The sequence below is a fragment of the Phenylobacterium sp. genome, assembly GCF_030651185.1.
Classification (GTDB): Bacteria; Pseudomonadota; Alphaproteobacteria; order Caulobacterales; family Caulobacteraceae; genus Phenylobacterium.
On the sequence record NZ_JAUSCJ010000041.1, the window covers coordinates 98422 to 117105 of the forward strand.

20 protein-coding genes and 1 tRNA gene are annotated in these 18684 nt (G+C 67.1%); 17 read left to right on the forward strand and 4 right to left on the reverse strand.

The window, feature by feature from the left end; translation table 11 throughout:
• Positions 1 to 12 precede the first annotated feature (12 nt).
• The 3 genes from infC (at position 13) to Q7J39_RS19900 (ending at position 3125) form a co-directional block, all read left to right on the forward strand.
• A complete protein-coding gene (infC, locus tag Q7J39_RS19890; protein WP_304829578.1) occupies positions 13 to 534 on the forward strand; it encodes a translation initiation factor IF-3 in 522 nt (173 codons plus the stop codon).
• A gap of 138 nt (positions 535 to 672) precedes the next feature.
• Entirely contained in the window at positions 673 to 1902 is a 1230-nt protein-coding gene (locus tag Q7J39_RS19895; RefSeq protein WP_304829581.1) for an MFS transporter, read from the forward strand.
• Positions 1899 to 3125 carry an MFS transporter gene (locus tag Q7J39_RS19900; protein WP_304829584.1) on the forward strand — a complete coding sequence of 409 codons (1227 nt, stop codon included), beginning with the start codon at positions 1899 to 1901 and terminating at the stop codon, positions 3123 to 3125. Before Q7J39_RS19895 ends, Q7J39_RS19900 begins: the two co-directional genes overlap by 4 nt.
• 164 nt (positions 3126 to 3289) lie before the next feature.
• Here Q7J39_RS19900 and Q7J39_RS19905 read toward each other — a convergent pair whose 3' ends face one another.
• The gene (locus Q7J39_RS19905) at positions 3290 to 4021 is read right to left on the reverse strand and encodes a DUF1345 domain-containing protein (protein WP_304829587.1); all 732 of its coding nucleotides are present in this window, start codon (positions 4019 to 4021) and stop codon (positions 3290 to 3292) included.
• A gap of 172 nt (positions 4022 to 4193) precedes the next feature.
• Here Q7J39_RS19905 and rpmI point away from each other — a divergent pair, with 172 nt between their 5' ends.
• The 6 genes from rpmI (at position 4194) to Q7J39_RS19935 (ending at position 9491) form a co-directional block, all read left to right on the forward strand.
• Positions 4194 to 4394 (forward strand): 50S ribosomal protein L35, encoded by a 201-nt coding sequence (gene rpmI / locus Q7J39_RS19910; protein WP_215342450.1) that lies wholly within the window; start codon positions 4194 to 4196, stop codon positions 4392 to 4394.
• A gap of 15 nt (positions 4395 to 4409) precedes the next feature.
• Positions 4410 to 4766, forward strand: a complete 357-nt coding sequence (gene rplT / locus Q7J39_RS19915; RefSeq protein WP_293497045.1) for a 50S ribosomal protein L20 — start codon at positions 4410 to 4412, stop codon at positions 4764 to 4766.
• A 112-nt stretch (positions 4767 to 4878) separates the two neighbouring features.
• Complete coding sequence (pheS, locus tag Q7J39_RS19920) at positions 4879 to 5985, forward strand: phenylalanine--tRNA ligase subunit alpha (RefSeq protein ID WP_304829591.1); 1107 nt, start codon at positions 4879 to 4881, stop codon at positions 5983 to 5985.
• A complete protein-coding gene (locus tag Q7J39_RS19925; protein WP_304829594.1) occupies positions 5985 to 6392 on the forward strand; it encodes an ASCH domain-containing protein in 408 nt (135 codons plus the stop codon). Before pheS ends, Q7J39_RS19925 begins: the two co-directional genes overlap by 1 nt.
• The gene (pheT, locus tag Q7J39_RS19930; RefSeq protein WP_304829597.1) at positions 6389 to 8761 is read left to right on the forward strand and encodes a phenylalanine--tRNA ligase subunit beta; all 2373 of its coding nucleotides are present in this window, start codon (positions 6389 to 6391) and stop codon (positions 8759 to 8761) included. The genes Q7J39_RS19925 and pheT overlap by 4 nt, the downstream gene beginning before the upstream one ends.
• A gap of 172 nt (positions 8762 to 8933) precedes the next feature.
• On the forward strand, positions 8934 to 9491 hold the full coding sequence (locus tag Q7J39_RS19935) for a TIGR00645 family protein (protein WP_304829600.1): 558 nt from the start codon (positions 8934 to 8936) through the stop codon (positions 9489 to 9491).
• Between the two features lie 14 nt (positions 9492 to 9505).
• Here Q7J39_RS19935 and Q7J39_RS19940 read toward each other — a convergent pair whose 3' ends face one another.
• Complete coding sequence (locus tag Q7J39_RS19940; protein ID WP_304829603.1) at positions 9506 to 10156, reverse strand: DUF1134 domain-containing protein; 651 nt, start codon at positions 10154 to 10156, stop codon at positions 9506 to 9508.
• A gap of 150 nt (positions 10157 to 10306) precedes the next feature.
• On the opposite strand from Q7J39_RS19940, the gene lepA reads away from it, so the two are divergent.
• Together lepA and Q7J39_RS19950 are read left to right on the forward strand one after the other, a co-directional pair.
• Positions 10307 to 12112: a translation elongation factor 4 gene (gene lepA, locus Q7J39_RS19945; protein WP_304829606.1), complete on the forward strand. Its 1806-nt coding sequence runs from the start codon at positions 10307 to 10309 to the stop codon at positions 12110 to 12112.
• Between the two features lie 324 nt (positions 12113 to 12436).
• On the forward strand, positions 12437 to 12574 hold the full coding sequence (locus Q7J39_RS19950; RefSeq protein ID WP_304829609.1) for an entericidin A/B family lipoprotein: 138 nt from the start codon (positions 12437 to 12439) through the stop codon (positions 12572 to 12574).
• 6 nt (positions 12575 to 12580) lie between these two features.
• Here Q7J39_RS19950 and Q7J39_RS19955 read toward each other — a convergent pair whose 3' ends face one another.
• Positions 12581 to 12745, reverse strand: coding sequence for a hypothetical protein (locus tag Q7J39_RS19955; protein ID WP_304829612.1), 165 nt, complete (start codon positions 12743 to 12745; stop codon positions 12581 to 12583).
• Positions 12746 to 12967: 222 nt separating this feature from the next.
• Between Q7J39_RS19955 and Q7J39_RS19960 the strand changes: the two genes are divergently transcribed.
• The 4 genes from Q7J39_RS19960 to Q7J39_RS19975 all read left to right on the forward strand — a co-directional run bounded on the left by Q7J39_RS19960 (position 12968) and on the right by Q7J39_RS19975 (position 15663).
• Entirely contained in the window at positions 12968 to 13330 is a 363-nt protein-coding gene (locus Q7J39_RS19960; protein WP_304829614.1) for a DUF983 domain-containing protein, read from the forward strand.
• A gap of 75 nt (positions 13331 to 13405) precedes the next feature.
• Complete coding sequence (locus Q7J39_RS19965; RefSeq protein ID WP_304781084.1) at positions 13406 to 13564, forward strand: DUF3309 family protein; 159 nt, start codon at positions 13406 to 13408, stop codon at positions 13562 to 13564.
• Between the two features lie 70 nt (positions 13565 to 13634).
• Complete coding sequence (locus Q7J39_RS19970) at positions 13635 to 14963, forward strand: MFS transporter (protein WP_304829617.1); 1329 nt, start codon at positions 13635 to 13637, stop codon at positions 14961 to 14963.
• A gap of 1 nt (position 14964) precedes the next feature.
• Positions 14965 to 15663: a DUF599 domain-containing protein gene (locus Q7J39_RS19975; RefSeq protein WP_304829620.1), complete on the forward strand. Its 699-nt coding sequence runs from the start codon at positions 14965 to 14967 to the stop codon at positions 15661 to 15663.
• Between the two features lie 154 nt (positions 15664 to 15817).
• Here the strand turns inward: Q7J39_RS19975 and Q7J39_RS19980 are convergent, their stop codons facing one another.
• Positions 15818 to 15985: a hypothetical protein gene (locus tag Q7J39_RS19980; RefSeq protein WP_304829623.1), complete on the reverse strand. Its 168-nt coding sequence runs from the start codon at positions 15983 to 15985 to the stop codon at positions 15818 to 15820.
• A 93-nt stretch (positions 15986 to 16078) separates the two neighbouring features.
• On the opposite strand from Q7J39_RS19980, the gene Q7J39_RS19985 reads away from it, so the two are divergent.
• Together Q7J39_RS19985 and Q7J39_RS19990 are read left to right on the forward strand one after the other, a co-directional pair.
• Positions 16079 to 16168, forward strand: a tRNA-Ser gene (locus tag Q7J39_RS19985).
• Positions 16169 to 16583: 415 nt separating this feature from the next.
• Entirely contained in the window at positions 16584 to 18569 is a 1986-nt protein-coding gene (locus Q7J39_RS19990) for an Ig-like domain-containing protein (RefSeq protein WP_304829626.1), read from the forward strand.
• The last annotated feature ends 115 nt before the right edge of the window (positions 18570 to 18684 follow it).

An 18684-nucleotide genomic window follows, 5' to 3' on the forward strand; every position in this document is an offset into this window, starting at 1 on the left:
ATTCGCCGCCCCATGCAGGCGCCGCCCGTCAAAGACGGACCGCGCATCAACGAAGACATCCGCGTCCCCAAGGTTCTGCTCATCGATCAGCACGGTGAGAAACAGGGCGTGATGCCGACCTCCTCCGCTCTGGAAGCCGCTTTGGAAGCGGGTCTGGACCTGGTCGAGATCGTGCCGAATGCCGATCCGCCCGTCTGCAAGATCCTGGACTACGGCAAGTTTAAGTTCCAGGAGCAGAAGAAGAAGAACGAGGCGCGCAAGCGGCAGAAGGTGGTGGAGATCAAGGAGATCAAACTCCGTCCCAACATCGACATCCACGACTACGAAGTCAAAGCGCGCTCCATGCACCGCTTCTTCGAAGAGGGCGACAAGGTGAAGGTCACCCTGCGCTTCCGTGGCCGCGAACTCGCCCACCCGGAACTTGGCATGAAGCTGCTCCAGCAGGTGAAGGCCGACTTCGAGCCGGTGGCCAAGGTCGAGTACGAGCCCCGCATGGAAGGCCGCCAGATGATCATGATCCTGGCGCCGCGCTAAGGTCTGATCGCCGCAAACGATTTGAAGCGGCCGTCCCCCAGGGGCGGCCGCTTTTTCGTGCCCCCAGGTGAACTGCGACAACCCAGCGTCACACTGGGTCTTTACGCCCTGATCGGTCCAGCTTAACACCGGATCATTATGTCCCAGTCCGAGCCGTATAAGGCCCCGGCGCCGCGTTTCGCTGCGGCGTCGCTGATCGCCGTTATCTTCATCAACATGTTGGGCTTCGGGATCATCGTCCCGTTGTTGCCCTTCTATGCCGACTCCTTCGACGCCGAGCCGTGGCAGATCGGAGCGATCTTCGGCGCCTACTCGGTGGGGGCCTTCTTCGGCGAACCCCTATGGGGCCGACTGTCGGACAAGTACGGCCGCAAGCCGCTGCTGATCTCAACCATCATCGGCAACTGCCTCTGCTACCTGGCGCTGGCCTTCGCCCCCAACATCTGGGCGGCCTTCGCCATCCGCCTGGTGGGCGGGCTGGCCGCCGGCAACGGCGCCGTGGTGCAGGGCTATATCGCCGACGTCACCCCGCCTGAGAAGCGCGCCCGCCAAATGAGCTATCAGGGCGCGGCCTGGAATGTCGGCCTGATCATCGGCCCCGCGGTGGGGGGCTTCTTCGCCCACACCGGCATGGGCCCGGCCGGCTTCCGCATTCCGCTGTTCATCGCCTCGGGCCTGGCGGCGCTGTGCGTCGTGGCCATCACCATCTTCATCAAGGAAAGCCGGGTCCGCGAGGAAGGCATCAGCCATCGCCCCAGCCGCTGGTCGGCCATTGGCGAGGCCGTCACCCATCCGGTGATCGGCCGCATGATGCTGCTGACCTTCCTGGTGGGCTTCGCCTTCACGGGCATCGAGAGCCAGTTTGGCCTCTGGTCCCAGGCCCGCTTCGGCTGGGGCCCGCGCGAGATCGCGGTATGTTTCGCTTTCACCGGCGCCACGGCCTTCTTCTTCCAGACCATGGTCACCGGCCAGATGTCCGAGCGCTTCGGCGAGGGGGTGATGCTGTCCATCGGCATGGGCATGACCGCGGTCGCCGCAGCCCTGCAGGTCTTCTCCGTCAGCGGCCCCATGACCATCGCCCTGATGTGCCTGACCGCGGCCGGGCAGTCGGTGGCCTTCCCCAATGTGGGCGCCATCATCTCGCGCACCGCCGACCCCCATAGGCAGGGTCAGATCATGGGCCTCAACAACGCCACCGGCGCCCTGGCCAGGGTGGTGGGACCCGTCTGCGCGGGCCTGATGGTGCCCGTCATGCGGGACGGCCCGTTCATCCTGGGCGCCCTGGTGGTGGCGCCGGCCATCCTGCTGGCGCTGTCGGCGACCCGCAGGTCGCGGCTCCTGAGCGAGCCGCCAAAGCCCGAGCCATGACCCCGCCCGGCGCGAGCGTCCCGAGCGAAAAGCAGGACCTCCGCGCCCTGATCATCCTGCTGTCGGTGGTGTTCCTCAACATCGCCGGCTTCGGGGTGGTCATCCCGCTGCTGCCGTTCTTCGGCAAGGCCTTCGACGCGCCGGCCTGGCAGATCGCCCTGCTGTTCTCGATGTTCTCCTTCGGCCAGTTCCTGGGTGAGCCCTTCTGGGGCCGGCTCTCGGACCGGGTCGGTCGCCGGCCGGTGCTGATCGTCACCATCGCGGTCAGCGCCCTGGCCTATGTGGCGCTCGCCTTCTCCCCCAACATCCTGTTCGCCTTCGTTGCGCGGTTCGCCGGTGGCTTCTTCGCCGGCAACATCTCCACCCTGCAGGGCTGCATGGCCGACATCACCCCCCCGGAGAAGCGCGCCGGCCGCATGGGGGTGATGGGCTCGGCCTTCTCGATGGGCTTCATGACCGGACCTGCCCTGGGGGGTCTGCTGGCCCAGCCCAGCCTCGGCCCAATCGGCTTCCAGCTGCCCCTGTTCGCCGCCGCGGCGCTTGGCCTGGCCTCGGCGGCCGGCGTCTTCTTCTTCGTGCGCGAGACCCGGCCGGGTACGCCTGACGTGCGCCCGCGCGGCCGTCAGGTGGCGCTGCGCGAGGCCTTCGCCCATCCGGTGATCGCCCGGGTCCTGATCATCTCCTTCGTCATCGTCTCGGGCTTCGCGGGCATCGAGGCCACCTACGGCCTGTGGACCGCCGCCAAGTTCGGCTGGGGGCCTCGGGAGATCGGCCTGGCCTTCATGGTCATCGGGGTGATCGGGGCCTTCAGCCAGGGCATCGCCACCGGCTGGCTGGTGGCCCGCTTCGGCGAGCCGCGGGTGCTGATCGCCGGCCTGTGCCTGATGTTCGTCGGCATGCTGGTGCAGTTCACCTCGCAGGTCCCGGCCCAGGCGGTGCTCGGTCTGGCCATCGTCGGCTTTGGCCAGTCGATCTGCTTCCCCAACCTGGTGGGGCTGATCTCCAAGTCCACCCCACCCGACCGCCAGGGCGAGATGCTGGGCCTCAACATGTCCAACAATGCCCTGGCCCGGATCGGCGGCCCGATCTATGCGGGCCAGCTCTTCAGCCTGGTCTCCCCCGGCGCGCCCTTCGCGCTCACCGCCATCCTCATCGTGCCCGCCGTGATCCTGGCCCTGCAGGTGATCAAGCGCCTGCCGCATGGGCAGCCGCCCGCTTCATAAAGAAGAGGAACCAGGAACCTCACGAACGACACGAACGCGCGGCTGCGTGGGCGTGCGCGCGGCCCGGCGCCGCGCAGCGGCTGTCCTCATGGCAGCGACGACGGCGGCCCTCCCGTTCGTGTGGTTCGTGAGGTTCGTGGTTCAAAAATCGGCCTCTCGGCCCCTCAACCTCCGCTGAACAATCCCGCCAGCAGGTTGATGGTGAGCGCCAACACCACGGTGTTGAAGGTGAAGGCCACGATCCCGTGGATCGTGCCGATCCGCCGCAGGGGCTTTGAGGTGAAGGCGATGTCGGCCGTCTGGGCCGCCACCCCGATCACCGTCGAGAAGTGCACGAAGTCCCAGTAGTCGGGCTCCTCTCCGCCCGGAAAGGCCAGGCCTCCCGCCACCGCCTTGCCCGTCGGTTCGGCTTCGGGGGCGTAGTACTCGTGGGCGTAGTGCAGGGCGAAGATCAGGTGGACCATGAACCAGGAGGCCGCCACCGTCCCGAAGGCCAGCGCCACGCGGCCGGCCCTTTCCAGGCCGTGGCCACCCCTGGCCGTTGAGAGCTCCACCCCCACCGCCGCGATGCTGAAGGCCGCCGCCAGGACGACCACCGCCAGGATCATGCCCTGGCCCTGGTCCTGCGACGACGCTTGCCTGCGGATGTCCGCCGGCGACTTTCCGATCATGAAGGCGATCAGGGCGACGATGAAGACCAGGGCCGTGGCGTCCCAGCCGAAGATGGCGCTGGTGCTCCACTGAAACGTCGTCAGGCTGGCGCAGGCCAGCCACACCGCCAGGCCCACGGCGAACGAGGCCAGCAGCCGCGGACGGGCCAGGAACGCCCCGATCACCATGGGCCGATGCTTGCGGGGCTTTCTGGCGGGATGCTTGGCGGCGGCTTGGCGGGCCATGGGGTTTCGCTCCGTGTCGACAGGGGTATGAACGCGCGGCGCCGGGACTCAAACCCTTGCTTTCCCGCACCCTTTCGCGTATTCGCCCTCCCCTTCGGAACCGTCTGGCCCAATGGCATGCCAGGACGGTTCATCAATACGCCAGAGGACGGGGCTCACGCTCCGCAGAGAAATGCCGAAACTGAAGACCAAGTCAGGCGCCAAGAAGCGCTTCAAAATCACTGCGTCTGGCCTCATCAAGGCCGGCGTCGCGGGCAAGCGCCACCGGCTGATGAGCCACAGCGCCAAGTACATCCGTCAGAACCGTGGCACGAAGGTCATGTCGTCGTCCGACGTCAAGACCATCAAGTCCTACCTGCCCTACGGCCTTTGATCGGAGCACTGACACATGGCACGCGTTAAAAGGGGCGTTGTCGCCCACGCCCGTCACAAGAAGGTTCTTGAGCAGGCCAAGGGTTTCTACGGCCGCCGCAAGAACACCATCCGCACGGCCAAGGCTGCGGTCGACCGCGCCGGTCAGTACGCCTATCGCGACCGCAAGGTCCGCAAGCGTAATTTCCGCTCGCTCTGGATCCAGCGCATCAACGCCGCGGCCCGCATCGAGGGTCTGACCTACGCGACCTTTATCCACGGCCTCGACCTGGCCGGGATCGAGATCGACCGCAAGGTCCTGTCGGACATCGCGGGCAACGACCCGGTTGCGTTTAAGGCCATCGCTGAGAAGGTTCGCGCCGCTCTGGCTTGAGGCCCGGGAGCCCTTGGCTCCTAAAGCATTCAAAGCCCTTCGGCCGAACCGCCGGAGGGCTTTTTGCTGTCCTCTTCCCGCGCCCTGTCACCCCCTCTAAGAACGCCGTGTCATGACCGCCAAACTCGAAGCCGACCTCACCGCCGCCATCGCGGCCGCCACCGACCTTCAGGCCCTGGAGGCCATACGGGTCTCGGCCCTGGGCAAGTCCGGGGCGATCTCCGACCTGCTCAAATCCCTGGGCGCCATGTCCCCCGACGAGCGCCGGGAACAGGGCCCGCGGATCAATGGCCTGCGCGACCGGGTCGCCGCCGCCATCGCCGAGCGCAAGGCGGGCCTGGAGGCCGCCGAGCTGGACGCCCGCCTGGCGTCGGAACGCGTCGATCTCTCCCTGCCGGCGCCGCCGCGCCGCAAGGGTGGGGTCCACCCCACCATGCAGGTGATGGACGAGATGATCGCCATCTTCGCCGACATGGGCTTCGCCCTGGCCGAGGGGCCGGACATCGAGACCGACTTCAACAACTTCACGGCCCTGAACTTCCCGCCCAAGCATCCGGCCCGGGAGATGCACGACACCTTCTTCCTGCCGGAGAACGAGCAGGGCGAACGCAAGGTGCTGCGCACCCACACGAGTCCCGTGCAGGTGCGCGTCATGAACCGCACCAACCAGAAGCCGGCCGCCCCCTGGATCGCCACGGGCCAGGAGCCGCCGATCCGCGTCATCGTGCCGGGCCGCACCTTCCGCAAGGACAGTGACCAGACCCACACGCCGATGTTCCACCAGATCGAGGGTCTGGTGATCGACAAGGCCATCCACATGGGCCACCTGAAGTGGACGCTCGAGACCTTCCTCGGCCGGTTCTTCGAGACCCCGGACGTGGTCACCCGCTTCCGTCCGCACCACTTCCCCTTCACCGAGCCCAGCGCCGAGATGGACGTGCAGTGCGACCGCTCGGGCGGTGAGGTGAAGATCGGGCAGGGAACCGACTGGCTGGAGATCCTCGGCTGCGGGATGGTCCATCCCAATGTGCTCCGCAACTGCGGCCTGGATCCCGACGTCTGGCAGGGCTTCGCCTTCGGCTGCGGCGTCGACCGGCTGGGCGTCCTGAAATACGGCATGCCCGACCTGCGCGACATGTTCGCCACCGACGTCCGCTGGCTGCAGCACTACGGCTTCTCGGCCTTCGCCGCGCCGAACCCGGCGACGGGGCTCAGCTGATGGCCGCTCTCACCGACCTGGCCGGCCTGGAGCACTTCATGTTCGGCGACAGCCCCGCCATGGCCGACGAACTCCTGGCCCTGGTCCTGGCGGGCAAGAAGACCGCCACCTGCTGGGCCGCCTCCCAGGGACTGAAGGGCAGCGCCCCCGGCGCACGCTATGTGGTTCAGGACGGCGCGGGCGCCCCGCGCGCGATCATCGAGTCGGTGGAACTGGTCCAGCGCCGGTTCGACGAGGTCGACGCCACCTTCGCCGCGGAGGAGGGCGAGGGCGACCTCAGCCGTGCCCACTGGGCCGCCGTCCATGAGGACTATTTCGTCCGCGAAGCCACCTACGCCCCAGACATGCTGCTCTGGTGCGAGCGCTTCCGCCTGATCGAGATTCTCGGCGAAGGAGCCGACCAATGAAGTTCACCCTCTCCTGGCTGCGCGAGCACCTCGACACCACCGCCACCGCCTCCGAACTGGTGGACGCCATGACCATGGCCGGCCTGGAGGTCGAGCACGTCGCCGACCCCGCCACCAAGCTGGCCGCCTTCACGGTCGCCAAGATCGTCGAGGCGGTTCAGCACCCCAACGCCGACCGCCTGCGGGTCTGCCAGGTGGACACCGTCGACGGCCGCAAGGAGATCGTCTGCGGCGCCCCCAATGCGCGGGCCGGCCTGACCACCATCTACGCCCCCATCGGCGCCTATGTGCCGGGCCTGGGCGTGACGCTGGTGGAGAAGCCGGTGCGTGGCGTGGTCTCCAACGGCATGCTCTGCTCGGCCTCCGAGCTGGAGGCCGCATCTGAGTCTGACGGCATCATGGACCTGCCCGACAACCTGGCGGTGGGGACGCCGGCCGCCACGGCGCTGAGCCTGGAAGCCGTCATCGACTTCGAGGTCACCCCCAACCGCCCCGACTGGCTGGGCGTGGTGGGCATCGCCCGCGACCTGGCCGCCGCCGGTCTGGGCGACTTGAAGGACATCGCCATCGCCCCGGTCCCCGGGAGCTTCGCCAATCCCATCGAGATCAGGCTGCCCGCGCCCGAGGCCTGCCCGGCCTTCTCCGGCCGGCTGATCCGCGGCGTGAAGAACGGACCCTCCCCGGCCTGGCTGGCCCAGCGCCTGACCTCCATCGGCCTGCGCTCCATCAACACCCTCGTTGATATCACCAACCTGATCACCTACGACCGCGCCCGGCCGCTGCACGTCTATGACGCCGCCAAGCTGACCGGCGGCTTCATTGAGGCCCGTATGGGCGCCTCGGGCGAAGAGGTCGCGGCCCTCGACGGCAAGACCTACGCCGTCACCCCTGACATCTGCGTCATCGCCGACGGCTCGGGCGTCATCGGCCTGGGCGGGGTCATGGGCGGCGAGAGCACCGGCTGCTCGGAGACCACCACCGAGGTCTTCCTGGAAAGCGCCTGGTTCGACCCGATCCTGACCGCCCAGACAGGCCGCAGCACCGGCATCAATTCCGACGCCCAGTACCGCTTCGCCCGCACCGTCGATCCCCAGTCCCTGGTCCCCGGCCTGGAGCTGGCGACCCGGCTGATCCTCGAACTCTGCGGCGGCGAGGCCTCGGAACTCACCCTGGCCGGCGAGGCGCCCACGCCGCCCACCGCCATGACCTTCGACCGGGCTTACGTGAAGCAGCTGTCGGGCCTGGATATCGGCGAGGCCCGCATCGACGAGATCCTCACCAGGCTCGGCTTCGCAGTCGCCGGCGACCAGGTCACCCCGCCCTCCTGGCGCCGCGACGTGGAGGGCAGGGCCGACCTCGTCGAGGAGGTGGCCCGCATCCAGGGCTACGACGCCCTGCCCGCCACGCCCCTGCCCGAACTGGCCCCCGCCGCCGGCGGCGTGCTCACCGTGCGCCAGGGCCGGGTCCGGGTGGCGCGCCGCGCCATGGCCGCCCGCGGCTATGCCGAGACCATCACCTGGAGCTTCACGGCCCAGGCGACGGCGAAACTGTTCGGCGGCGGCGATCCCAAGCTGGTGGTGACCAATCCCATCGCCTCGGATCTGGACTGCATGCGGCCGTCCATCCTGCCCAACCTCATCGAGGCGGCGGGCCGTAACGCCCGGCGCGGCTTCCCCGACCTGGCCGCCTTCGAGATCGGCCCGCTCTATCGCGGCGACGAGCCGCAGGACCAGGTGACCGTGCTGGCCGCCCTGACAGCCCCGCACCCGCCCCGCCGCTGGGACGGCGCCAGGACCGATCCGCTGTTCGACCTCAAGGCCGACCTGATGGCCATCCTGGAGGAGATCGGCGCGCCGAACCTGCAGCTGGTCCAGGGCGGCACGTCGGACTGGTGGCATCCGGGTCGTTCGGCCCGCCTGCAGCTTGGCCCCAAGACCATCGTCGCCGAGTTCGGCGAACTTCACCCGCGCGTGCTCAAGGCGCTGGACGTCGACGGCCCGCTGGTGGCCTTCGAACTGAACCTGGACGCCCTCCCCGAGGGCAAGAGGAAGTCCACCAAGACCAGGCCGGCCCTTGAGCTGTCGGCCCTCATGCCGCTCAGCCGCGACTTCGCCTTCGTGGTCGGCGCCGAGGTGGCGGCCGGAGACCTGGTCCGCCCGATCCTCGCCGCCGACAAGGCCCTGATCGCCGACGCCCGGGTCTTCGACGTCTATCAGGGGGCCGGCGTGGCCGAGGGCTCCAAGTCGGTGGCCATCGAGGTCCTGCTCCAGCCCCGCGAGAAGACCCTCACCGAGCCGGAGATCGAGGCCCTGTCGGCCAGGATCGTGGCGGCCGCCGACAAGGCCGTGGGCGCGAAGCTGCGGAGCTAGCTCCGCCCTCGATGTCATCCGGGAAACGCGAAGCGTTGTCCGGGACCCAGATGCGCGGGGCTTGCAGGATAGATCAGCGCGTCTGGGTCCCGGTCTTCCGCTCACGCGGAAACCGGGATGACACCCGGGGTGCGCGCTTGAAACCCCCCGCGCGCCATCCCATACCTTGCGCATGACCACGCCCCCGACCGCCCCGCGCCACGCCAAGCCCAAGCCCGTCCTCGAACGCTGGCTGGAGACGGCCCTGTTCCGCTCCCGCTGGCTGATGGCGCCCTTCTATGTGGGTCTGATCCTGGCCCTGGCCGGCCTGGTCATCGTCTTCTTCAACGAGGCCTGGCACGAGTTCCAGCACATCACGACCATGAGCCCGGAGGAGGCCATCCTCATGGCGCTCTCCCTCATCGACCTCTCCCTGGCCGGCAACCTGCTGCTGATCGTCACCTTCTCGGGCTACGAGAACTTCGTCTCGAAGATCGACACCGGCGACGACGAGGACCGCCCCTCCTGGATGGGGACGGTGGACTTCTCGGGCCTGAAGATGAAGCTGATCGCCTCCATCGTGGCGATTTCCGGCATCGCCCTGCTGCGGGCCTTCATGCGCCTGTCGGAGAACGAGCCGATCCCCGACCGGACCCTGGCCTGGCTGGTGGGTATCCACCTGACCTTCGTGGTCTCCGGCGTCATGCTGGCCCTGATGGACCTGCTGGCCTCCAAGACCGACAAGCACTAGGAGGCCGGCCGTCCCTAGAAGGGCCAGACCCGGCGCTTACGGCTAAAGCCGAGATAGCCGATGTTGGCGCCCAGCCGCAGGCCGACGCCGGCGCGGATGGGGGCCAGGATCACCTCGTCGGAGCGTAGGTAGTTCACGCCCACCCCGCCCACCAGATAGGCCGAGCCCTCCACGCCCGGGAAGCGCTGGAAGAGGATCTCCGGGTACTGGAGATTGTAGCAGAGGGTGAAGACCCGGCTGGCGTTGCCGCCCAGGTCCCAGCCCACCGACGGGCCCTGCCAGAAGACCTCCAGCGGCTCGCGGTTCTTCATATAGAGCAGGCCCTTGCCGTAGCGGGCGCCGACCGAGATCGCGCCCGAGGCCTCCTGGCCGGCGATATAGGCCGTGGGCCGGCCATTGTCGCGGAACACCCGCTCGATGGCGCCCCCGGCGGCCTCGGCGGTCACCCCCAGGAAGTCGGAGACGTTGTTGACCATCTCCTCGCGGGAGAAGGGCTCGGCCGGGGCCGGGGCCGGATAGTTGGGATTCTGGCCCGGAGACGGCGGCGGGGCGGCCGGATAGTTCGGTGTCTGGTAGGGGCCGGGCTGGCCCGGCTCCTGGGCCTTGGCGGCCCCGGCGGCGCCCAGCGTGGCCAGGCCCGAAACGATCAGTGTGCGGCGATCCATGGAACGTCCCCGAATGAAGGCGAAACAGCCTCCCATCCCCTGGCGCCATCAATGCGGCGGCGCAGCTTAACGTCCGATTAAGCATGATGACCCGCCAGGGGCCGCTCCGCCCTCGCAGGAGCGCCGGAATGTGGTAGAGGCTGGCGCACCATGAGCACCCCTCTTTCCAGAATCCGCAACTTCTCCATCGTGGCCCACATCGACCACGGCAAGTCGACCCTGTCCGATCGCCTGATCCAGGAGACCGGCGGCCTCACCAAGCGTGAGATGACCGAGCAGGTCCTGGACAATATGGAGATCGAGCGCGAGCGCGGCAACACCATCAAGGCCCAGACCGTGCGTCTGGAGTACAAGGCTCGCGACGGCGAGACCTATGTCCTCAACCTGATGGACACCCCGGGCCACGTCGACTTCGCCTATGAGGTCAGCCGCAGCCTGGCCGCCTGCGAGGGCTCGATCCTGGTGGTGGACTCCAGTCAGGGCGTCGAGGCCCAGACGCTGGCCAACGTCTACCAGGCCATCGACAACAATCACGAGATCGTCCCGGTCCTCAACAAGATCGACCTGCCCGCCGCCGAGCCCGAACGGATTCGCCAGCAGATCGAGGACGTCATCGGCATCGACGCCTCCGAAGCCGTGCTCTGCTCGGCCAAGACCGGCGAGGGCATCGCTGAGGTGCTGGAGGCCGTCGTCACCCGCCTGCCGCCCCCCAAGGGCGACCGCGACGCGCCGCTCAAGGCCCTGCTGGTGGACGCCTGGTACGACCCCTATCTCGGCGTCGTCGTGCTGGTCCGCGTCCTCGACGGGGTGCTGAAGGCCGGCATGAAGGTGCGCATGATGAATGCCGGCGTCACCCACCAGATCGACCGCATCGGCGTCTTCAAGCCCAAGCAGACCGAGGTCGCCGAGCTCGGCCCCGGCGAAATCGGCTACATCACCGCCCAGATCAAGCAGGTGGCCGACGCCGCCGTCGGTGACACCATCACCGACGAGAAGCGCCAGACCGCCACCGCCCTGCCCGGCTTCCGGGTCGCCCAGTCAGTGGTGTTCTGCGGCCTGTTCCCTGTGGACGCCGCCGACTTCGAGGACCTGCGCGCCGCCATCGGCCGCCTGCGCCTGAACGACGCCTCCTTCACCTACGAGATGGAGACCAGCGCGGCGCTCGGCTTCGGCTTCCGCTGCGGGTTCCTGGGCCTGCTGCACCTGGAAATCATCCAGGAGCGCCTCTCCCGCGAGTTCGACCTCGACCTGATCGCGACCGCGCCCTCGGTAGTCTACAAGATCGGTCTGAACGACGGCTCGGAGATGGAGCTGCACAACCCGGCCGACCTGCCCGATCCGGTGAAGATCGCCACCATCGCCGAGCCCTGGATCAAGGCCACCATCCTGACCCCCGACGAGTATCTCGGCTCGGTGATCAAGCTCTGCCAGGACCGCCGCGGCGAACAGCGGGAACTCAGCTATGTCGGCTCCCGCGCCCTGGTGGTCTATGACCTGCCGCTCAACGAGGTGGTGTTCGACTTCTACGACCGCCTGAAGAGCGTCTCCAAGGGCTACGCCTCCTTCGACTACGCCATCGAGGGCTACCGGGTCGGCAACCTGGTGAAGATGTCGATCCTGGTGAACGCCGAGCCAGTGGACGCGCTCTCCATGCTGGTCCACGCCGACCGCGCGGAGGCTCGCGGCCGCGGCATGGTGGAGAAGATGAAGGACCTCATCAGTCCCCACATGTTCCAGATCCCGATCCAGGCGGCCATCGGCGGCCGCATCATCGCCCGCGAGACCGTGCGCGCCCTGCGCAAGGACGTGACCGCCAAGTGCTACGGCGGCGACATGAGCCGCAAGCGCAAGCTGCTGGACAAGCAGAAGGCCGGCAAGAAGCGCATGCGCCAGTTCGGCAAGGTGGAAATCCCGCAGGAAGCCTTCATCGCCGCCCTGAAGATGGACGCCGATTAGCGGCTTATCCTTCTCCCCTTGCGGGAGGAGTTGTCAGCGAAGCTGACGCATGAGGGGTCACGCTCCGATCTCAGAACGACACCCCCGTCATCCCGGACGCCGATAGGCGATCCGGGACCCAGGGGCCGTGCGCACCGCCCCTGGGTTCCGGCTCTCCTCTTCGCTACGGCCGGGGTGACGCAGTGGGTTCGCCCGATCGGTCTGTCGACCCCGCGAAGGACGTCATTGCGCACCGTCCACGCGCCTTGCCCCAGGACCTCACCCTCGCCTACAAATCGCCCTCAAGCTTGGCTATGACGCCCGCCATCCTCAAGGAGCTACTGAATGCGCAAGATCCTGGTTCTCGCCGTCGCCGCCACCGCCCTGCTCACCGCCGCCTGCAACACCATCTCCGGCGCGGGCCGTGACGTCTCGGCCGCCGGCCGCGCGGTCAGCGGCGCCGCCGACGACGCCAAGCGCTAGGCGCTGTCAGGCGTCCTCTTCGCGGGACGCCGCTTCCGCGATCTTGACCCTGTCCCCCGGCGGCGCCACCGCCGGGTCGGCATTGCGCATCTTGTCCTCGGCCGGGGTCGTGGGGCCGGTATGGCCATGGACGGATTTTCCGTCGGACATGGGCTTGGGATCGGAATTCATGAATCTTCTCCGCATCTTGCTCATCAATGAGTTGTGCGGCTGATACGTTCCCGCCCACGCCGTGAGACCTAACGACGCGCCATCAATGGGGAACTCCAAGCCCCGCCTGGGATTGCGAAGATCATGTTCCCGATGCGACCGCCCGTCACCTTGGACTCCCAAGGCCCCGATACACATATGGCGGTCATGTCCCGTCACGAACGTCCCACCCTGATCCAAGCCATGACCCGCGGCCTCCGTGGGCGCTGCCCCCACTGCGAGCAGGGCGCGCTCTATTGGAAGTACCTGAAGGTCGAGCCCCGCTGCCAGGTCTGCGGCCACGACATCGCCCAGTATCCCGCCGACGACGGCCCGGCCTATTTCACCATCCTGATCGTCGGCCACCTGCTGGTGGCGCCGCTGCTGTTCTTCCCGATCATCTGGCAGGCGCCGGCGGCGATCATGGTGCCTGCCACCCTGATCCCCCTGGCCGTGGCGACGCTGGCCCTGCTGCCCCGGGTGAAGGGCGCCTTCATCGGCCTGCTCTACGCCCTGAAGGTCAAGGAAGCCGACGCCCGCCTGCACACCGCCGATATGGCGGACTAGCAACCTTCTCCGGCGACGCTCGTTTCCCGGCCATAGCGCCTGGCCACCCGGCCAGGCCTCAGGGAGGCTTGAGCCATGTCGCTGGGGACTATTCTACTCATCATTCTCGTACTCGCCCTGATCGGCGCCCTGCCCACCTGGGGGCACTCGCGTTCGTGGGGCTACTTCCCCTCCGGCGGCCTGGGCCTGGTGCTGGTGATCGTCCTGGTCCTGGTCCTGATGGGCCGGATATAGCGCAAGCGCCCTTCGCGTAGGCGGCAAGACATTCTAGCATTCCCCCGATCCAGTTCGGTCGGGGGAATGCATGACAGTTACGGAAAGCGGCGGTGAACTTCCGTCTGAGGCCCTGGCGCCGGGATTGACCCCCATGCAGCGGTTCAGGGCCATCCTGGGCGGATCGGCGGGCAACTTCGTCGAATGGTACGACTGGTTCGTCTACTCCTCCTTCGCCCTCTATTTCGCCAAGCACTTCTTCCCCAAGGGCGACGAGACCGCCCAGCTGCTGCAGGCCGCCGCGGTGTTCGCCGTGGGCTTCCTGGCCCGGCCCATCGGCGCCTGGTTCATGGGCCTCTATGCCGACCGCGCGGGGCGAAAGGCCGCCCTGACCGTCTCGGTCTCCATGATGTGCGCCGGCTCCTTCGCCATCGCCATCATCCCCGACTATTCGATGATCGGAACCGCCGCCCCCGTGGCGCTCGTCCTGGCGCGCCTGGTCCAGGGTCTGTCCCTGGGGGGCGAGTACGGCGCCAGCGCCACCTACATGTCGGAGATGGCCGGCAAGAAGCGCCGTGGCTTCTGGTCGAGCTTCCTGTTCGTCACCCTGATCCTGGGCCAGCTCACCGCCCTGGCCGTCCTCATCCTGCTTCAGAACGTGCTGTCGCCGGAGGATCTGGCCCAATGGGGCTGGCGCATTCCCTTCGCCATCGGCGGGGTCCTGGCCATCGTGGTGTTCTGGATCCGCACCGGCCTGGAGGAAAGCCAGTCCTACCTGACCGCCCAGGCCGAGGGCGCGGAACGCAGCCGCACCATGCTGTTGTTCGTGAAGTTCCCCAAGGAGACGGCGACCATCTTCGCCCTGACCTCGGCGGGGTCCTTGGCCTTCTATGCCTACACGACCTACATGCAGAAATTCCTGGTCAACACCTCGGGCTTCACCAAGGACATGGCCACCGCGATCACGGCCGCCGCCCTGCTGGTCTACATGATCGCGCAGCCGGCCTTCGGGGCGCTGTCCGATGCGGTTGGCCGCAAGACCACCCTGGTGGCCGCCTTCCTGCTGGGGACCATCTTCACCTATCCCATCTTCTCGAAGATCGCGGTGACCACCGACCCCACCATGGCGTTTGCCCTGATGTGCGCCCTGGTGCTGATCCTGTCGGGCTACACCGCCGTCAACGCGGTGCTGAAGGCTGAGCTGTTCCCCGCCCACGTCCGGGCGCTCGGCGTCGCACTGCCCTACGCCACGGCCAACGCCATCTTCGGCGGCACGGCGGAGTATGTCGCCCTGTGGTTCAAGAAGGAGGGCATGGAGAGCGGCTTCTATGTCTATGTCGCGACGATCATGGGCCTGGCCTTCCTGGTGGCGCTGACCCTGCGCGACACCAACAAGCACAGCCTGATCACGGAGGACTAGTTTGCCGCTCGCGCTCTCGCCCCTGGACTTGACGGCGCTCATCGTCTTCGCCGTCGCGTGGCTGGCCTATGAGCCGCTGCTGAAGGCCGCCGCCCGGGGCAAGGGCGCCATCAACACCGACATGACCGTCATCCGGGTCGCCTGGATGAAGAACATGGCCGGGCGCGAGAACAAGTTCATGGACGGCCAGCTCCTGGGCCACGCCCTGAACTCCGCCTCCTTCTTCGCCTCCTCCAACCTGATCCTGATAGCCGGGGCCGCGGGCGTGCTGTTCGGGGGCGAGAGCACCTTCCGCTCGGCCTCCAGCCTGGTGGTGATCCAGACCTCCACCCGCCTGGTGTTCGAGTTGCAGATCGCCCTGGTGCTGGTGGCGCTCGCCCGCGGCCTGCTGGATTTCATCTGGTCGATCCGCCAGATGAACTACTGCATCGCCGCCGTGGGCGCGGCGCCCGACAGCGAGGACGCGGCCTTCAAGACCGCCTATGGCGAGGCCGCCGCCCGGCTGCTCAATCCGGCCCTGTCGGCCTTCAACGCCGGCGTTCGCGGCTACTACTTCGCTTTGGCGGCCGCGGCCTGGCTGTTTGGCCCCATCGCCTTCCTGGCCGCCACCCTCGGTGCGGTGAGCCTGCTGCTCTGGCGTCAGCGCCGCTCCAAGGCCGCCGGCGCCATCGCCGACCTGCGCAAGCTGCTGGGGGGCTAACTCCTTCAATTCCTCCCCCAGGCCGTAGGCCGTTTCGGGGGAGGTGGATCGCAGGCCAGGCCTGCGAGACGGAGGGGGTTTGGGCCGTGGATGTGGCGAGGCCCCAGCCCCCTCCACCGTTTCGCGGTCCCCCTCCCCCGGTGGGGGAGGAATGTTAGAGCCCCAGCTCTTTGCGTTGCGCCCAGGTCAGCTTGGCCGCGACCAGGCCGTGGGCCGTCGTCAGGCAGTCGCTGACCTCGGCGGCGTCCATCCCCGCCAGGTCCTCGAACCACACCCACCTGGCGCGCGCCAGATAGGGCGCGGAAGGCCCGATCCCAACCATCTTGCCACAGGTCGCCGACGCCGCTTGCCCGGGCGAGCTTCCTGAGTATATTGCGCGCCTTCGCGGGCGGCCTGAGGGCGGCTTGCGACGGCCGGTGAGGTGGCGGAGTGGTCGATCGCGCACGCTTGGAAAGCGTGTTTAGGTGAAAGCCTAACGAGGGTTCGAATCCCTCTCTCACCGCCAAAACTTCCGGTCCAACCGGCTCCCAATTTCACAGGTCGTGAAGCCCTCGGAATTCGCGGCGGATTTCCGCAGCTCCGGAGTTTGGCCTCCCACAAAGCCCGATTTCAGAGGCGCTCATGAGCGTTTCGGGCCGCGTCTCCACCCGCGAGCGCCCCAGACCTGATCGGGTCGAGGCGGAGAGTCCCGACAATTTAAAGTCGCGACCACCAATGCAAAGTTGAATGATAGCTGAAGAGAGGGTGTCTATTTCTGGTACGGTATCAAATACTATTAACTAATATTCCCTCTAGGCGTGTAATTTATAGATAATATAGATTTTCGTTTTGAATAACCGAGACTTCTCTTTAGTCCCCTGCCCGACGTATTTGCGTAACGGCCTGCGCGCGGGCCGATTCTACTAAGGGGCGAATTCACCATGAGCGAACTGATCACCAACGGCGGCTTCAGCACCGGCACATTTGCGGGCTGGACTGCGGGCAGCAACCAAACCAACCCGTATCAGGCCTCCTTCGGTGGGAGCGGTAATTCTCAGGTCGTCAATTCCACCTCAGGCCAACCGGCCTGGTTCATGCGTAACGTCGCAGGCGGCAGCGCCACTCCGATAAGCGGCTACACGGCGTTTAATGGCTTCGACGGCAGCCCGGGTAAGTTCACCCTGAGCCAGACAATTCACATTGATGAGACCGTGTCCTCGGCCATCTTGAAGTTCGATTTCGCTTCCACCACCAGTTACAGTGGTGCGGCTCGCACCTTTGATGTTGTTCTCACCCAGGGCGGCGTCACAAAGGCCAGCTTCTATCATTTTGTGGCCCCGTTCGGCGACTCGGCCTGGAGCCCGGTCACGCAGGTGTCGCTGGATATCGGTGCGACCTTGAATTCGCTCAGCGCGGGTGACTACACGCTGACCTTCGTCGAGGTCATCCCCAGCAACTTCACCGGCCCCGGCGCCTTCGGTCTGGACAATATCTCGCTCAACGCCACCTTCGGCCCCAGCAACGTGGCGCCCGTCGCCGTCGCCGACGCCTTCGCGGCGACCGAGGATGGCGCGGCGGTGACGCTTAACGTGCTGGCCAACGACACTGACGCCGACGCCGGCGACACCAAGACCCTGGTCTCGGTCAACACCACGGGCACGACGGGGTCAGCGACCGCCAACGCCGACGGCACGGTGACCTACAATCCGGGCGCCAACTTCCAATCGCTGAAGGCCGGCGCCACGGCCACCGACACCTTCAGCTACACCCTGAAGGACACCGCGGGCCTGACCAGCACCACGACCGTCACCATGACCGTCACCGGCGTGAACGACGGTGTCATCGCCGTCGCCGACAGCGGCGCGGCGACCGAGGATGGCGCCGCGGTGACGCTGGACGTCCTGACCAACGACACCGACGTCGATGCGGGCGACACCAAGACCCTGGTCTCGGTCGACGCCACCGGCGCCCTGGGATCGGTGAGCGCCAACGCCGATGGAACCGTGAGCTACGTCACGGAATCGGCCTTCCAGAGCCTGAAGGCCGGCGCGACGGCCACCGACACCTTCAGCTATACGGTCCGGGATTCCGCCGGCGCCGAGAGCACGGCCTCGGTGACCATGACGGTCACCGGCGTGAACGACGGACCGGTCGCCCTGGCGGACGCGGGGTCGGTTTCCGAAGACCAGTCGGTGATCCTCAACGTTCTGGCCAATGACACCGATATTGACACTGGCGACCTGAAGACCCTCGTTTCCGTGTCGGCCACCACCAGCGGCGCCAGTGTCGCCATCGTCGATGGCAAGGTGGTTTACACCGCCGACGCAGACACCCAGGACCTGTTGACCGAGGGTCAAACCGCGACTGACAGTTTCACCTATGTGATGGCCGACTCTGCGGGCGCCACCAGCACTGCGACGGTCAGCGTGACGGTTGGCGGCGTCGCCAACGGGGCCAATATTCTTGGCACGGTGAAGTCCGATGTTCTGTTGGGCACGGCGGCCGACGAGCGTATCGAGGGCGGCAACGGCGACGACACCGTCAATGGCTACGACGGGGCCGACAACCTCTTCGGCGGCAACGGCGGCGACCGGCTGTTCGGCGGGGCGGGCATCGACCAGCTCTCCGGCGAAAATGGCTCCGACACTCTCGACGGTGGGGCCGGCAATGACATCCTGACTGGCGGGAACGGGCCGGACCGTTTCGTCTTCGGCGCCGGCTTCGGCAACGATACGATCACCGACTTCAAGGCGCAGAACGACACCATCCAAATCGACCACAACCTGGTGGGCGGCTTCGGCGCCCTGATGAGCCACGCGTCCCAGGTCGGGAGCTCGGTGGTGATTGCACTCGACGCCGCCCACTCGATCACGCTGCAGGGCGTGAACCTGTCGAGCCTGAGCAGCAGCGACTTCGTCTTCTCCTGATGACGGTGGACGGGGCGGCTTTACGGCCGCCCCGTCTCAACTAGCTGGGGACACCCCCTGCGGGAGGCGCCTGACTATTGGACCTCCCCAACCCAAAGGGGCCTGCCCTATTCTT

What these genes read in the sequence shown, in the direction of transcription:
- infC (WP_304829578.1), top strand. Translation starts at nt 13, where the DNA reads ATGCAGGCGCCGCCCGTCAAAGACGGACCGCGCATCAACGAAGACATC.
- Q7J39_RS19895 (WP_304829581.1), top strand. Translation starts at nt 673, where the DNA reads ATGTCCCAGTCCGAGCCGTATAAGGCCCCGGCGCCGCGTTTCGCTGCG.
- Q7J39_RS19900 (WP_304829584.1), top strand. Translation starts at nt 1,899, where the DNA reads ATGACCCCGCCCGGCGCGAGCGTCCCGAGCGAAAAGCAGGACCTCCGC.
- Q7J39_RS19905 (WP_304829587.1), bottom strand. Translation starts at nt 4,021, where the DNA reads ATGGCCCGCCAAGCCGCCGCCAAGCATCCCGCCAGAAAGCCCCGCAAG.
- rpmI (WP_215342450.1), top strand. Translation starts at nt 4,194, where the DNA reads ATGCCGAAACTGAAGACCAAGTCAGGCGCCAAGAAGCGCTTCAAAATC.
- rplT (WP_293497045.1), top strand. Translation starts at nt 4,410, where the DNA reads ATGGCACGCGTTAAAAGGGGCGTTGTCGCCCACGCCCGTCACAAGAAG.
- pheS (WP_304829591.1), top strand. Translation starts at nt 4,879, where the DNA reads ATGACCGCCAAACTCGAAGCCGACCTCACCGCCGCCATCGCGGCCGCC.
- Q7J39_RS19925 (WP_304829594.1), top strand. Translation starts at nt 5,985, where the DNA reads ATGGCCGCTCTCACCGACCTGGCCGGCCTGGAGCACTTCATGTTCGGC.
- pheT (WP_304829597.1), top strand. Translation starts at nt 6,389, where the DNA reads ATGAAGTTCACCCTCTCCTGGCTGCGCGAGCACCTCGACACCACCGCC.
- Q7J39_RS19935 (WP_304829600.1), top strand. Translation starts at nt 8,934, where the DNA reads ATGACCACGCCCCCGACCGCCCCGCGCCACGCCAAGCCCAAGCCCGTC.
- Q7J39_RS19940 (WP_304829603.1), bottom strand. Translation starts at nt 10,156, where the DNA reads ATGGATCGCCGCACACTGATCGTTTCGGGCCTGGCCACGCTGGGCGCC.
- lepA (WP_304829606.1), top strand. Translation starts at nt 10,307, where the DNA reads ATGAGCACCCCTCTTTCCAGAATCCGCAACTTCTCCATCGTGGCCCAC.
- Q7J39_RS19950 (WP_304829609.1), top strand. Translation starts at nt 12,437, where the DNA reads ATGCGCAAGATCCTGGTTCTCGCCGTCGCCGCCACCGCCCTGCTCACC.
- Q7J39_RS19955 (WP_304829612.1), bottom strand. Translation starts at nt 12,745, where the DNA reads ATGAATTCCGATCCCAAGCCCATGTCCGACGGAAAATCCGTCCATGGC.
- Q7J39_RS19960 (WP_304829614.1), top strand. Translation starts at nt 12,968, where the DNA reads ATGACCCGCGGCCTCCGTGGGCGCTGCCCCCACTGCGAGCAGGGCGCG.
- Q7J39_RS19965 (WP_304781084.1), top strand. Translation starts at nt 13,406, where the DNA reads ATGTCGCTGGGGACTATTCTACTCATCATTCTCGTACTCGCCCTGATC.
- Q7J39_RS19970 (WP_304829617.1), top strand. Translation starts at nt 13,635, where the DNA reads ATGACAGTTACGGAAAGCGGCGGTGAACTTCCGTCTGAGGCCCTGGCG.
- Q7J39_RS19980 (WP_304829623.1), bottom strand. Translation starts at nt 15,985, where the DNA reads ATGGTTGGGATCGGGCCTTCCGCGCCCTATCTGGCGCGCGCCAGGTGG.
- Q7J39_RS19990 (WP_304829626.1), top strand. Translation starts at nt 16,584, where the DNA reads ATGAGCGAACTGATCACCAACGGCGGCTTCAGCACCGGCACATTTGCG.